The following is a 14,158-nucleotide window of genomic DNA, read 5'->3' as shown; positions in this document are numbered from 1 at the left end:
ATCAAGGGGAGGGTGCATGCGCAAGGCGCTCACAGGGGTTCTGTCGCTCGCGGTGCTCATAGGCACTGCCGGCGCGACCGGAGCCTCGGCCGGTGCGGCCACCGCCGCGGAACCGGCCGCGACGCGGAGCAGCACGATCAGCAGCGAGGCGAGCAGCGAGGACATCAGGGACCGTCTCCTGGCCATCCCGGGAATGAGCCTGATCCAGGAGAAGCCGTATCCCGGGTACCGTTACTTCGTCCTCAACTACACCCAGCCGGTGGACCACCGGCGCCCGTCCCAGGGCACGTTCCAGCAGCGCCTCACACTGCTGCACAAGGACACGAGCCGTCCGACCGTCTTCTTCACCAGCGGCTACAACGTCTCCACCAATCCCAGCCGCAGCGAGCCGACGCAGATCGTCGACGGCAACCAGGTGTCTCTGGAGTACCGTTTCTTCACCCCGTCCCGCCCGGCGCCCGCCGACTGGTCCAAGCTGGACATCTGGCAGGCCGCCAGCGACCAGCACCGGGTCTTCAAGGCGCTGAAGGGCATCTACTCCAAGAAGTGGCTGACCACGGGCGGTTCGAAGGGCGGCATGACCGCCACCTACTTCGAGCGCTTCTACCCGAAGGACATGGACGGCGTCGTCGCCTACGTCGCGCCCAACGACGTGGTGAACAAGGAGGACTCGGCCTACGACCGGTTCTTCGCCAACGTCGGCACCAAGGACTGCCGCGACCGGCTGGCCGGGGTGCAGCGCGAGGCGCTGGTGCGCCGCGAGCCGCTGGAGAAGAAGTTCGAGGCGTTCGCCGCCGAGAACGGCTACACCTTCAACACCGTAGGCACACTCGACAAGGCGTACGAGGCCGTGGTCATGGACTACGTCTGGGCGTTCTGGCAGTACAGCCTGGTCGCCGACTGCGAGGCCGTCCCCGCCGATGCCGCCGCCGCGAGCGACGAGGAGATCTGGGACTCCGTCGACAGCATCTCCGGCTTCGCCGCCTACGCCGACCAGGGCCTCTCGAACTACACCCCGTACTACTACCAGGCGGGCACCCAGCTCGGAGCCCCGGACATCAAGCAGCCGTGGCTCGGCGACCTGAGCCGCTACGGCTACCAGCCGCCGCGCAACTTCGTGCCGCGCGACATCCCGATGACGTTCCAGCCGTCGGCGATGCGGGACGTGGACAGCTGGGTCCGGCACAACGCCGACCGGATGATGTACGTCTACGGCGAGAACGACCCGTGGGGTGCGGAGCCCTTCCGTCTCGGCGCGGGCGCCCGGGACAGCTACGTCTACACCGCGCCGGGCGCCAACCACGGGGCCAAGGTGTCCGCTCTCCTCGCCGACGAGAAGGCCGAGGCCGTCGCGGCCATCCTGCGCTGGGCCGGAGTCGCCCCGGCGGCCGTCCAGGCCGACCCGTCGAAGGCGAAGCCGCTCGCCCCGTACGACGCGCGTCTGGACAAGCGGGACATGAAGACCGAGCGGGGCCAGGGCACACTGCGTCCGTGACGCCCTGACACCGGAGCGGGCCGCTCCCGCCGGGTTCCGTACAGCGAACCCGGCGGGAGCGGCCCCTCGGTGGTTCCGGCCCGTGTGCCCCCGCTCAGTACGAGAGCCCGTAGCCGACCGGGTGGAGCACCCGCGAGGGGTCGTCGGCGCGCTGGACGGGCACCGGCAGCCTGCCCTCGGGGCGGGCGGCGCCCGCGATGACCCGTACGGCCGCCCGCAGTTCGACGTCCGTCCAGGAGTACGTGGCGAGGCTCGCCGCGTACCCCGTCCCCTCCAGCCGGGCGATGTCGTACGGATTGCGGATGGCCACGGCGATCACCGGGACTCCGGTCGCGGCGAGCGACCTGACCAGCGTGCGCTGCGAGCTGGTCATCGAGACGTTGTACGTCCCCACGACCACCGCGTCCTTGCCATGCGCGGCGGCCACCGCCTCGGCGATCCTGGCCTGGGTGGGGGCCGTGCCGGTGGACAGGGCGGTCGCCGTGTACCCGAGCTCGCCGAAGGCCGCGGCGAGCGTGCCCGTGGGCGGGCCCGTGGTGCCGGACGGCGAGGCCGGGTCGGCGCCGACCACCAGGATGTTCCGGTGGGAGAGGCGCGAAAGGGGGAGCAGGCCACCGGAGTTGGCGAGCAGGGTGGTGGTGTGCTCGGCGATCCGGTCGGCGGCGGCCAGGTGCGAGCGGGTGCCGACGACCGTGTCCACGCCCCGGCGGCTGACGAACGGATCGCGGAACAGCCCGAGCTTCGCCTTCAGCCGCAGGATGCGCAGGACCGACTCCTCGATCCGGGCCTCGCTGATCTCGCCGCTCCTGACGGCCGCCAGGACGCCGTTCCAGGCGACGGCGAGGTCCGGCGGGTTCAGCAGCTGGTCGCAGCCCGCCTTGAGCGCGAGCACGGGCACCCGGTCGTCGCCGTACTTCGTGCGCACCCCCTCCATGTTCAGCGCGTCGGTGACCACGACCCCGTCGTAACCCAGCTCCTCGCGCAGCACCCCGGTGAGGATCGGGTGCGAGAGCGTCGCCGGGTCCTCCGAGGCGTCGAGGGCGGGCACCACGATGTGCGCGGTCATGATCGAGTCGATGCCCGCGGCGATCGCCGCCCGGAACGGCGGGGCGTCCAGCTCGGCCCACTGCTCCCGGGTGTGGTGGATGTAGGGGATGCCGGTGTGGCTGTCGGTGTTGGTGTCGCCGTGCCCGGGGAAGTGCTTGGCGGTGGCGGCGACCCCGGCGCTCTGGTACCCCTTCACCTGCGCGGCGACGAGACCGGCCACCGACCGGGGGTCGGAGCCGAAGGAGCGTACGCCGATCACCGGGTTGGCCGGGTTGACGTTGACGTCGGCGTCCGGCGCGTAGTTCTGCCGGATTCCGAGGGCGGCCAGCTCGGCGCCCGCGATCCGGCCCGCGAGCCGGGCGTCGGAGAGGGAACCGCCCGCGCCCAGTGCCATCGCGCCGGGAAGCAGGGTGGCGGGTTCACCGACCCGGCAGACGATGCCGTGCTCCTGGTCGGTGGAGATCAGCAGCGGCACGGGCGTGCGCCCGGCGAGCCCGGCCCGCTGGATGCCGTTGGATAGTTCGGCGATCTGGTGCGGGTCGCGGGTGTTGTGCGCCCAGGTGAAGTAGATGATCCCGCCGACGTGGTACGTGGAGATCAGCTCGGCGGCCGTACGCACCCCGATCTCGGTGAGGTTGGCGTCGATGTCGGCCTGGTCGGGTTCGGTGGCGGAGTGCCCGTACACCCGCATCACGAAGAGCTGGCCGACTTTCTCCTCCAGGCTCATGCCGGAGACGAGCCGCCGGAGACGGTCGTGCGTGGTGGCGCTGACGGACTCCCCGGCGGCGGCGCCGGGGGCGACGGCGCCTGTCGCGGCCGCTGCGGCGGTGACCGCAGCGGCGGTGAGGAGAGCGCGTCGGGAGGTGCGGTGGTGCACGTGAGCTCCTTCCGGTACTGAAAGAAACTTCCAAGACTGTACGGATATATGGAAAGTAACTACCGGTCAAGGGTGTCGCTGGAGAAGCGTGCGGCATATTTCGTATCCGCCCGGAGATTGCGGACGAAACGACGGCCTCCGGGGCGGCCGCGCCCCCGCGCGCTTCACGGCCGGGGCCTCCACCACGGCCCTGCTCGTACCGGTGCTCGGCATGTCCCCGGCCGCGCCGCCCGCCCCCGCGCGGGCACCCGCGGCGCGGGTCCGGCCTACTGCTTCGGCGCGCCCAGCCGCAGCAGGTGCTCACGCCCCGCCGCCAGCAGCGCCGGCAGCTCCGCCGCCTGGGGGTACCAGCGCTTCTCGTACTCCCAGCAGACCCAGCTGTCCGGGTCCAGGGTGTCCAGGCAGGCGGCCAGCGGCAGCACGCCCGCGCCCAGCGGCAGCGGCTCGGTCCGGTCGGCCGACGCCACGTCCTTCACCTGTACGTACCCCAGGTGGGGGGCCAGCACGGCGTGGCTGGCGGCCGGCTCCTCGCCCGCCAGCCAGGTGTGCATGACGTCCCACAGCGCGCCGATGTGCTTGTGTCCCACGGTCCCCACCACCCGGGCGGTGTCCACGCCGGCCCGGTGCGAGTCGTGGGTCTCCAGCAGGATGCGGACGTCGTGGTCGGCGGCGTGCGGAGCGGCGGCGCCGAGCCTGCGGGCGGCTGCCGCGTCGGCCTCCGCGAGGTCCTGGTCCCCGCCCCCGGGGAACACCCGGACGTGGCGCGCGCCCAGGTCCCTGGCCAGTTCGACCAGCTGGGCGAGTTCCGCGATCACGGTCTCGTCCTCGCCGTCGGCCGCCACGCGCACGTACCCGGCGAGGCCCAGGATCTCCACCCCGCCCCGCGCGAACTCCTCGGCCACCTGGCTCCGCTCGGCTGGTGACAGCCCCGGATGGACCGGCTCCTCCTCCGGGTGGGTGCGCAGCTCCACCCCCTGGTAACCGTGGTCGGCGGCGAGCCGGACGACCTCGGGGATCGGGGTCCCCGGAACTCCGAGGGTCGAGAAAGCGAGCTTCACGTGCGTGTTCCTTCCGTCGGTCCGTATACGGGTATCCGGGGCCCGGAGGTGGAAACCTTCACGCACCCGCCCGGCCGCCTCAGCCCGTCCGGGGCGGGGCCGTCGAGTCCCGCACCATCAGCTCCGCCGCGATCGTCGCGATGCCGCCGGGTGGCGGGGTCTCCTTGCCCATCGCGAGCCGGCCCGCCCGCGCCCCCGCCTCGAACAGCGGCAGCCGTACGGTCGTCAGCGCGGGGACGGCGTCCACCGAGAACGGCAGGTCGTCGAAGCCGGCCACCGACACGTCCTGCGGGATGCGCAGCCCCTGGCCGCGGACGGCGGCGCCCGCGCCCAGCGCCACGGTGTCGTTGGCGGCGACGATCGCCGTCACGCCCGGATCGCGGCGCAGGAGTTCCAGTGTGGCCTCGTACCCCGAGCGGCGGTCGTAGGGGCCGTGGACGGTGAGGCGTTCCAGGTCGGGGTGGGCCGTGGAGCCGTTCCCCTCCCCGTACAGTCCCGCCGCCCGCATCGCCTCGCGGTGGCCTTCCAGCCGGTGGCGGGTGGTCGTGCGCTCGCGGGGCCCCGCGACGTAGCCGATCCGCCGGTGGCCGAGCGAGACGAGGTGTTCGGTCAGACGCCGGCCGCCGCCCCGGTTGTCGAAGGCGAGGGAGGCGGCGACCGCGCCGCCGCCCGGGAGCGGGGGGCGCCCGCAGAAGACGATCCGGGTGCCCGCGTCGGCGAGCCTGGCCAGCTTCGCGGAGATCGCGGCCTGGTGGACCGGGTCCTCCAGCGCTCCGCCGGTCAGGACCACGGCCGCCGCTCGCTGGCGCTGGAGCAGGGTGAGATAGGTGAGCTCGCGGGCGGGGGAGCCGCCCGTGTTGCAGACGACGGCCAGCTTCTCGCCGCCCGCCCGGCCGGAGCCGTCACCCGGGCCGCCGATCTCGGACTGGGCGGCTCCCGCCATGATCCCGAAGAACGGGTCGGCGATGTCGTTGACCAGGATGCCCACCAGGTCCGACGTGGCCGCGGCGAGCGAGCTGGCAGGCCCGTTGAGCACGTAGTCCAGGTCGTCCACCGCGCGCAGGACCCGGTCACGCGTCGAGGCGGCCACCGGGTAGTTGCCGTTCAGCACACGGGAGACGGTGGCCGGGGACACCCGGGCGCGAGCCGCCACGTCCGCCAGGGTGACTGTCATCGCTTTCCTCCGGGGAGTAATCGGGGCGTCCCCTCTTGTCCGGGCCGCTGTCGGCAGGCTAGCGTCATGCCCTGTAGAAAGCGCTTGCTACGGCTGTATGGAGGGAACTTCGTGACACGCAGGACAGTGCGCATCGCCATGAACGGCGTCACAGGTCGCATGGGATACCGGCAGCACCTGGTGCGCTCGATCCTCGCGATCCGCGAGCAGGGCGGCCTCGGCCTCGGCGGCGGCGAGGTGCTCTGGCCCGAACCGGTGCTCGTCGGCCGCAGAACCCACGCCCTGGAGGATATGGCCGCGCGGCACGGCCTCACCGAGTGGTCGGCCGACCTGGACGCGGTGCTCGCCGACGACACCATCGACATCTACTTCGACGCGCAGGTCACCTCGGCACGGGTCGAGGCGATCAAGAAGGCCATCGCGGCCGGCAAGCACGTCTACACGGAGAAGCCCACCGCCACCGACCTCGCGGGCGCCCTGGACCTGGCCCGGCTGGCGCGCGACGCGGGCATCAAGCACGGCGTCGTCCAGGACAAGATCTTCCTGCCGGGGCTGGTGAAGCTGAAGCGCCTCATCGACGGCGGCTTCTTCGGCGAGATCCTGTCCGTGCGGGGGGAGTTCGGCTACTGGGTCTTCGAGGGCGACTGGCAGGACGCCCAGCGCCCGTCGTGGAACTACCGCGCCGAGGACGGCGGGGGCATCGTCGTCGACATGTTCCCGCACTGGGAGTACGTGCTGCACGAGCTGTTCGGCAAGGTCACCACCGTCCAGGCGCAGGTGCAGACGCACATCCCGCAGCGCTGGGACGAGCAGGGCAAGCCGTACGCCGCCACCGCCGACGACGCCGCCTACGGCATCTTCCAGCTGGCCGGCGGTGCGGTCGCCCAGATCAACTCCTCCTGGACCGTGCGCGTCAACCGCGACGAGCTCGTCGAGTTCCAGGTGGACGGCACCCACGGCTCCGCCGTCGCCGGGCTGCGCAACTGCCGGGTCCAGCACCGCTCGGCCACCCCCAAGCCGGTCTGGAACCCGGACCTCCCCGTCACCGAGCCGTTCCGCGACCAGTGGCAGGAGGTGCCGGACAACACCGTCTTCGACAACGGCTTCAAGGCCCAGTGGGAGCTGTTCCTGCGCCACGTCGCGCTCGACGAGCCCTACACCTGGGACCTGATGGCCGGTGCGCGCGGCGTCCAGCTCGCCGAGCTCGGCCTGAAGTCCTCCGCCGAGGGCCGGCGCTTCGACGTGCCGGAGCTGACACTGTGACGATCCGCCTCCCGCAGGGCCCCTACGAACCCCGGGCCACCCCCCTGGACCTCGCGCCGGGCAAGGCGCCGCTCACCTCGCGTACGGTCTTCTCCGCCGCCCACGTCGTCGCCGATCCGTACGCCGACATCAGCCCGGACGCACCGGCGGCCGTCGACTGGGACGCCACCCTCGCCTTCCGCCGCCACCTCTGGTCGCACGGCCTGGGCGTCGCCGAGGCCATGGACACCGCGCAGCGCGGCATGGGCCTCGACTGGGCGGGCGCGGCCGAGCTGATCCGCCGCTCGGCGGCCGAGGCGAGGGCGGTCGGCGGCCGGATCGCCTGCGGCGTGGGAACCGACCAGCTCACCGGCCCCGTGAGCCTCTCCGAGGTCCGCGCGGCGTACGAGGAGCAGCTCGCCCTCGTCGAGCAGAGCGGCGCCCAGGCGATCCTGATGGCTTCCCGCGCCCTCGCCGCGACGGCGAAGGGGCCGGAGGAGTACCTGGAGACGTACGCCCATCTCCTGCGCCAGGCCACGGAACCGGTCGTCCTGCACTGGCTCGGCCCGATGTTCGATCCCGCCCTGGAGGGCTACTGGGGGAGCGCCGACCTCGACGCCGCCACCGACACCTTCCTGAAGGTCATCGCGGAACACCCCGACAAGGTGGACGGCATCAAGATCTCGCTCCTGGACGCCGAGCGCGAGATCGACGTGCGGCGCCGCCTTCCCGGCGGGGTGCGCTGCTACACCGGCGACGACTTCAACTACCCGGAGCTGATCGCGGGCGACGAGCGGGGCTTCAGCCACGCGCTGCTCGGCATCTTCGACCCCCTGGGCCCGCTGGCCGCGCACGCGGTACGGGTCCTGGACACCGGCGACAGCGAGGGCTTCCGCGCACTCCTCGACCCCACGGTCGAGCTGTCCCGGCACCTGTTCCAGGCGCCCACCCGCTTCTACAAGACGGGCGTGGTCCTCCTGGCCTGGCTGGCCGGGCACCAGGAGCACTTCACGATGGTCGGCGGCCTCCAGTCCGCCCGCTCGCTCCCGCACCTGGCGAAGGCGTACGAACTCGCGGACCGGCTGGGGCTGTTCCCCGACCCTGAGCTGGCCGAGTCACGGATGCGCGCGCTGCTGACGGTCCACGGAGGTTCCCGATGAGTGACCTGACCCGGCTGAGCATCAACCAGGAGACCATCAAGCAGTGGTCCCTGCCCGAGCTGGCGGAGGGCTGCGCCAAGGCGGGCATCGACAAGGCCGGCCTGTGGCGGGGCCCCGTCCAGGAGTACGGGGTCGAGCGCACCGCCCGCCTCCTGGGTGACGCGGGCATCGGTGTCACCAGTCTCTGCCGGGGCGGCTTCCTCACCGCCCCCGACCCGGCCGGGCGGGCCCGTGCCCTGGACGACAACCGGGCGGCGCTGGACGAGGCGGCCGGCCTGTCCACCGACACCCTGGTCCTGGTCTCCGGCGGCCTCCCGGCCGGCAGCCGCGACCTGTACGGCGCCCGAGAGCGGGTCGCCGACGCACTCGCGGAACTGGCCCCGTACGCGGCCGAGCGCGGCGTACGCCTGGCCATCGAACCGCTGCACCCGATGTTCGCGTCGGACCGCTGCGTCGTCTCCACGCTGTCCCAGGCCCTCGACATCGCGGAGCGCTTCCCCGCCGAGCAGGTCGGCGTGGTCGTCGACACCTACCACGTGTGGTGGGACGACCAGGCGCCCGCCCAGATCGCCCGTGCGGGCGCGGGCGGACGCATCCACTCCTTCCAGCTCGCGGACTGGATCACTCCCCTTCCGGCAGGGGTCCTGCTGGGCCGTGGCCAACTGGGCGAGGGAAGCGTCGACTTCCGCGCACTGCGGCAGCAGGTGGAGGACACGGGCTTCACCGGCCCGATCGAGGTGGAGATCTTCAACGAGTCCCTGTGGGCCCGCGACGGCTCCGAGGTCCTCGCCGAAGTGGCCGCCCGGTACCTCGAACACGCCTGCTGAGAGCCCCGGGAACGACCAAAGGTAAAGAGATCGTCAAGGGATGCAACCTTTACGTACCCTGCCGGGTCGTACTCGGCGTCGGGGCTTCTGGGGAGGGGTCCGGGGGGACGGGAAGGCCCGACGGGAGGGGAAAGCGAGGGGGGCCCGGCCGCGAGGCCGGGCCCCATTCTGCTTCTCCGGCGCGGACCTCCGTTCCCGTGGAGGGAGTCCCGGAGCGTTTCCATGCACGCTCTGTGGGGTGCTGAGGCACTGCTGAGCCACTGTCAGCGGCGCACGGTAGCGTCGGCGCATGTCCAACATGGCCGTCCTCGAAGGCGTACTCGAGCGGATCACCTACGCCAACGAGGAGAACGGGTACACCGTCGCCCGCGTCGACACCGGGCGCGGTGCGGGCGACCTCCTCACGGTGGTCGGTTCGCTGCTCGGGGCGCAGCCCGGCGAGTCGCTGCGGATGGAGGGCCGCTGGGGCTCACACCCGCAGTTCGGCAAGCAGTTCACCGTCGAGAACTACACGACGATCCTCCCCGCCACCATCCAGGGCATCCGCCGCTACCTCGGCTCCGGCCTGATCAAGGGCATCGGCCCCGTCATGGCCGACCGGATCACCACGCACTTCGGCGTCGACACCCTCGACATCATCGAGCAGGAGCCGAAGCGGCTCGTCGAGGTGCCCGGCCTCGGCCCGAAGCGGACGAAGATGATCGCCGCCGCCTGGGAGGAGCAGAAGGCGATCAAGGAGGTCATGGTCTTCCTCCAGACCGTCGGCGTCTCCACCTCCATCGCCGTCCGCATCTACAAGAAGTACGAGGACGCCTCGATCTCCGTCGTGCGGAACCAGCCCTACCGGCTGGCGGCCGACGTCTGGGGCATCGGCTTCCTCACCGCCGACAAGATCGCCCAGGCCGTCGGCATACCCCACGACAGCCCGGAACGGGTCAAGGCCGGCCTCCAGTACGCCCTCTCGAACTCCACCGACCAGGGGCACTGCTTCCTCCCCGAGGAGCGGCTCATCGCCGACGCCGTGAAGCTGCTCCAGGTCGACACGGGACTCGTCATCGACTGCCTCGCCGAACTCGCCGGCGATCCGGAGGGCGTCGTACGGGAGAAGGTGCCGGGGCCGGAGGACGGACAACCGGTCACCGCCGTCTACCTGGTGCCCTTCCACCGTGCCGAGGTCGCCCTCGCGGCCCAGGTGGGGCGGCTGCTGCGGACGCCGGAGGACCGGCTGCCGTCCTTCCAGGACGTGGACTGGGGCAAGGCGCTGGCGTGGCTGGCGCGGCGGACCGGGGCCACGCTGGCGCCCGAGCAGGAGGCCGCGGTCCGGCTCGCGCTGAGCCGCAAGGTGTCCGTCCTCACCGGCGGACCCGGCTGCGGCAAGTCGTTCACCGTCCGGTCCGTGGTCGAGCTGGCCCGGGCCAGGAACGCGAAGGTGGTGCTCGCCGCCCCCACCGGGCGCGCGGCGAAACGGCTCGCGGAGCTGACCGGCGCCGAGGCGTCCACCGTGCACCGGCTGCTGGAACTGAAGCCGGGCGGGGACGCGGCGTACGACAGGGACCGTCCGCTCGACGCCGACCTGGTCGTCGTCGACGAGGCGTCGATGCTGGATCTGCTGCTCGCCAACAAGCTGGTGAAGGCGGTGGCACCTGGTGCCCACCTCCTGCTGGTGGGCGACGTCGACCAGCTCCCCTCCGTCGGCGCGGGGGAGGTACTGCGTGATCTGCTGTCCGAGGGCAGCCCGGTACCCGCCGTCCGGCTGACCACGATCTTCCGCCAGGCCCAGCAGTCCGGCGTGGTCACCAACGCCCACCGGATCAATTCCGGACTGCCGCCGCTGACCCAGGGGCTGTCCGACTTCTTCCTCTTCGTGGAGGACGAGACCGAGGACGCCGGTGTGCTCGCCGTCGATGTCGCGGCCCGGCGCATCCCGGCCAAGTTCGGTCTGAACCCCCGCCGTGACGTGCAGGTTCTCGCTCCGATGCACCGGGGCCCGGCGGGCGCGGGACACCTCAACGGGCTGCTTCAGCAGGCCATCACCCCGGGCCGCCCCGACCTGCCGGAGAAGCGGTCCGGCGGCCGGGTCTTCCGGGTCGGCGACAAGGTCACGCAGATCCGCAACAACTACGAGAAGGGCGAGAACGGCGTCTTCAACGGCACGGTCGGCGTCGTCACCTACCTCGACGCGGACGAACAGAAGCTGACGGTCCTCACGGACGAGGACGAGGAGATTCCGTACGATTTCGACGAGCTCGACGAGCTGGCCCACGCCTACGCCATGACGATCCACCGCTCCCAGGGCAGCGAGTACCCGGCGGTGGTCATCCCGGTCACCACCAGCGCGTGGATGATGCTCCAGCGGAACCTGCTGTACACGGCCGTGACCAGGGCGAAGAAGCTGGTCGTCCTGGTCGGGTCGCGCAAGGCCATCGGGCAGGCGGTCCGCACGGTTTCCGCCGGGAGGCGCTGCACAGGACTGGATTTCCGGCTGCGCGGCGGGCCGGTCGAAGACTTCGCACATAAATGATCGATCAAATCGGTGGGAAACATCACGGAGGGCTTCCGGAACCGGATTCGAGGGGCAGGATGAGTAAGTTGGCGGCACTCAGTGCCGCCATTAGGTCCAATGGACGACCCCGAGTGCACTCTCCTGAGCCAAATGGGGGAGGGTGGAAGACAGTCAGGGCACCTCGAAGAAGAGGCACTACGTCGGTGAGGGATGACGTGAGCGAGCACACCAACAACGCTGTGGTACTGCGGTACGGCGATGACGAGTACACCTACCCGGTGATCGACAGCACCGTCGGCGACAAGGGCTTCGACATCGGGAAGCTCCGGGCCAATACCGGCCTGGTGACGCTGGACAGCGGATACGGCAACACCGCCGCGTACAAATCGGCCATCACCTATCTCGACGGTGAGCAGGGCATCCTGCGCTACCGCGGCTACCCGATCGAGCAGCTGGCGGAGGAGTCGACCTTCCTTGAGGTCGCCTACACGCTGATCAACGGTGAGCTTCCCAAGGCCGACGAGCTGTCGGACTTCAAGAACGAGATCACCCAGCACACGCTGCTGCACGAGGACGTCAAGCGGTTCTTCGACGGCTTCCCGCGCGACGCGCACCCGATGGCCATGCTGTCCTCGGTCGTCAGCGCGCTGTCCACGTTCTACCAGGACAGCCACAACCCCTTCGACGAGGAGCAGCGCCACCTCTCGACGATCCGGCTGATGGCCAAGCTCCCGACGATCGCGGCATACGCGTACAAGAAGTCGATCGGTCATCCGTTCGTCTACCCGCGCAACGACCTCGGCTACGTCGAGAACTTCCTGCGGATGACGTTCTCCGTCCCGGCCCAGGAGTACGTGCCGGACCCGGTCGTCGTCTCGGCGCTGGAGAAGCTGCTCATCCTGCACGCGGACCACGAGCAGAACTGCTCGACCTCCACCGTGCGTCTGGTCGGCTCCTCGCAGGCGAACATGTTCGCCTCCATCTCCGCCGGCATCTCGGCGCTGTGGGGCCCCCTGCACGGCGGCGCCAACCAGTCGGTGCTGGAGATGCTGGAAGGCATCCAGGCCAACGGCGGCGATGTCGACTCCTTCATCAGCAAGGTGAAGAACAAGGAGGACGGCGTCCGCCTGATGGGCTTCGGCCACCGGGTGTACAAGTCCTTCGACCCGCGCGCCAAGATCATCAAGGCTGCGGCCCACGACGTGCTGTCCTCGCTCGGCAAGTCCGACGAGCTGCTGGACATCGCGCTCAAGCTGGAGGAGCACGCGCTCTCCGACGAGTACTTCGTCTCGCGCAACCTCTACCCGAACGTGGACTTCTACACCGGCCTGATCTACCGGGCCATGGGCTTCCCGAGCGAGATGTTCACCGTGCTCTTCGCGATCGGACGGCTGCCGGGCTGGATCGCCCAGTGGCACGAGATGATCAAGGAGCCGGGATCGCGCATCGGCCGCCCGCGCCAGATCTACACCGGCGAGGTCCTGCGCGACTTCGTCCCGGTCGAGGGTCGCTGACCCCCGACCCTCCGCAGAGCTTCCGGGTACGACTGGCTCTGCCGCATCCGGCCCTCCCTCGGGCCGTCTGTCTTCGCCCCGCGTACCGCGCTTTCGCACAGAGCGCGGTGTCCGGGGCGATTCGGCGTTCAGGGGCGCGGGAAAAAGCGAGAAGCGCCCCGCCGCCGATCCCCCCACGGGTCGACGTACAGGGCGCTCCCCTTTGTCCCGGAGCGGATTCCCCCACGGGATCCGGCCGGGCGTCTGTGCGGAGCCGAAGCTCCGGTGTCGCGCTGGTCGTACGTGTGCAGTTCGATGCGGCCCGGCGTTCCGCCGGGGTACGTACGGGAGGGCCGCTCAAGCTCCCCGGCGCACGTGCCCCGGCCAACGCGAGCCAGGAGCGTCCCCCTAGACACTCCATCGGACGTCCCCCAAGACGTCCTTGACATCGCACTCTAAGACTCCCGAACCCGTCAGATGGTTACCCCAAATGCAGTGTGATCTAGATCTCTTTGTGGAAGTTACGTGAAGGAGCACAACCGGAGGCTGTTCGTCACCACGAAAACAGCCGGAAAAGCCGGGGTCGCTCCCGCGATCATGGGGTTGAGCAGGCCGAACGCGGCGAGGGGCAGGGCGGCCGCGTGGTAGCGGAACGCCCGGAAGAGGTTGCTCCTGATGGGGGCGAGCGTCCTCCGGGAGGACCGGATGGTGTCGGCGGCGACCTTGAGATCTCCACGAACGAGTGTCGGATCGCTCGCGTCGATGGCGGTGTCCGTACCAGTGGTTCTCAGGCGCGGCCGACGAGCTCGTAACCCGCCTCGTCGACGGCGGCGCGGACCGCGTCCTCGTCCAGAGGTGCCTGGGAGTCCACGGTGACCAGTCCCGTCGAGGCGACCGCCTTCACGGAGGTCACACCGGAGATGCCGGAGAGCTCCTCGGAGACGGCGCCTTCGCAGTGACCGCAGGTCATGCCCTTGACCTGGTACACCGTGGTGACGGCGCCCGGCTGGTCGGCGGCGCCGTCGTGGCAGGAACCGCTGGGTGAGCAGCAGGAGCCGGTGGTGGCCTGGGGGGTCTCGGTCTCGGCGGTCATGGCCTTCTCCTCTTGGGCGAACGCGGGTGGGCTTCGTGTGCGGGGGTCCGGGCGGGCCGGTGCGCCCTCACAAGCGTCACACTATACCCCTAGGGGGTATGAAGGCGAGTCTCCGGAGTGCGGCTCCCTCCGTCCGAACCGGCGAGGCGGGAACGGCCGTGGCGGCGAGGGTGGTCCGGTGCGCGGGTG

Annotated in this window: 10 protein-coding genes and 1 pseudogene; 6 read left to right on the top strand and 5 right to left on the bottom strand. The window is 70.8% G+C overall.

Features of this window, described 5'->3' with window-relative positions:
* Positions 1 to 16 precede the first annotated feature (16 nt).
* On the top strand, positions 17 to 1,495 hold the full coding sequence (locus Sfulv_RS09865; RefSeq protein WP_173313341.1) for a S28 family serine protease: 1,479 nt from the start codon (positions 17 to 19) through the stop codon (positions 1,493 to 1,495).
* A gap of 94 nt (positions 1,496 to 1,589) precedes the next feature.
* Here the strand turns inward: Sfulv_RS09865 and Sfulv_RS09860 are convergent, their stop codons facing one another.
* The 3 genes from Sfulv_RS09860 to Sfulv_RS09850 form a co-directional block, all read right to left on the bottom strand.
* Entirely contained in the window at positions 1,590 to 3,419 is a 1,830-nt protein-coding gene (locus Sfulv_RS09860) for a glycoside hydrolase family 3 protein (protein WP_173313340.1), read from the bottom strand.
* A gap of 266 nt (positions 3,420 to 3,685) precedes the next feature.
* The gene (locus tag Sfulv_RS09855; RefSeq protein ID WP_173313339.1) at positions 3,686 to 4,477 is read right to left on the bottom strand and encodes a sugar phosphate isomerase/epimerase family protein; all 792 of its coding nucleotides are present in this window, start codon (positions 4,475 to 4,477) and stop codon (positions 3,686 to 3,688) included.
* A gap of 79 nt (positions 4,478 to 4,556) precedes the next feature.
* Positions 4,557 to 5,651, bottom strand: coding sequence for a LacI family DNA-binding transcriptional regulator (locus Sfulv_RS09850; protein WP_173313338.1), 1,095 nt, complete (start codon positions 5,649 to 5,651; stop codon positions 4,557 to 4,559).
* A 111-nt stretch (positions 5,652 to 5,762) separates the two neighbouring features.
* Here Sfulv_RS09850 and Sfulv_RS09845 point away from each other — a divergent pair, with 111 nt between their 5' ends.
* The 5 genes from Sfulv_RS09845 to Sfulv_RS09825 all read left to right on the top strand — a co-directional run bounded on the left by Sfulv_RS09845 (position 5,763) and on the right by Sfulv_RS09825 (position 12,897).
* Complete coding sequence (locus Sfulv_RS09845; protein ID WP_173313337.1) at positions 5,763 to 6,914, top strand: Gfo/Idh/MocA family protein; 1,152 nt, start codon at positions 5,763 to 5,765, stop codon at positions 6,912 to 6,914.
* A complete protein-coding gene (locus tag Sfulv_RS09840; RefSeq protein WP_173313336.1) occupies positions 6,911 to 8,053 on the top strand; it encodes a dihydrodipicolinate synthase family protein in 1,143 nt (380 codons plus the stop codon). Before Sfulv_RS09845 ends, Sfulv_RS09840 begins: the two co-directional genes overlap by 4 nt.
* Positions 8,050 to 8,880: a sugar phosphate isomerase/epimerase family protein gene (locus Sfulv_RS09835; protein WP_173313335.1), complete on the top strand. Its 831-nt coding sequence runs from the start codon at positions 8,050 to 8,052 to the stop codon at positions 8,878 to 8,880. The genes Sfulv_RS09840 and Sfulv_RS09835 overlap by 4 nt, the downstream gene beginning before the upstream one ends.
* Positions 8,881 to 9,169: 289 nt before the next feature.
* Positions 9,170 to 11,401: an SF1B family DNA helicase RecD2 gene (gene recD2, locus Sfulv_RS09830; protein ID WP_173313334.1), complete on the top strand. Its 2,232-nt coding sequence runs from the start codon at positions 9,170 to 9,172 to the stop codon at positions 11,399 to 11,401.
* Between the two features lie 197 nt (positions 11,402 to 11,598).
* Positions 11,599 to 12,897 carry a citrate synthase gene (locus Sfulv_RS09825; RefSeq protein WP_173313333.1) on the top strand — a complete coding sequence of 433 codons (1,299 nt, stop codon included), beginning with the start codon at positions 11,599 to 11,601 and terminating at the stop codon, positions 12,895 to 12,897.
* A 500-nt stretch (positions 12,898 to 13,397) separates the two neighbouring features.
* Here the strand turns inward: Sfulv_RS09825 and Sfulv_RS30235 are convergent.
* Together Sfulv_RS30235 and Sfulv_RS09820 are read right to left on the bottom strand one after the other, a co-directional pair.
* Positions 13,398 to 13,658, bottom strand: a pseudogene (locus Sfulv_RS30235) (heavy metal translocating P-type ATPase); the annotation flags it as partial.
* Between the two features lie 5 nt (positions 13,659 to 13,663).
* Positions 13,664 to 13,969 (bottom strand): heavy-metal-associated domain-containing protein, encoded by a 306-nt coding sequence (locus Sfulv_RS09820; protein ID WP_173313332.1) that lies wholly within the window; start codon positions 13,967 to 13,969, stop codon positions 13,664 to 13,666.
* Positions 13,970 to 14,158: the final 189 nt, after the last annotated feature.

The sequence above is a fragment of the Streptomyces fulvorobeus genome (assembly GCF_013167895.1).
GTDB classification, from domain to species: Bacteria; Actinomycetota; Actinomycetes; order Streptomycetales; family Streptomycetaceae; genus Streptomyces; species Streptomyces fulvorobeus.
The sequence above is the reverse complement of the archived record's forward strand: the minus strand, read 5'-3'. Positions and strand labels throughout refer to the sequence as shown.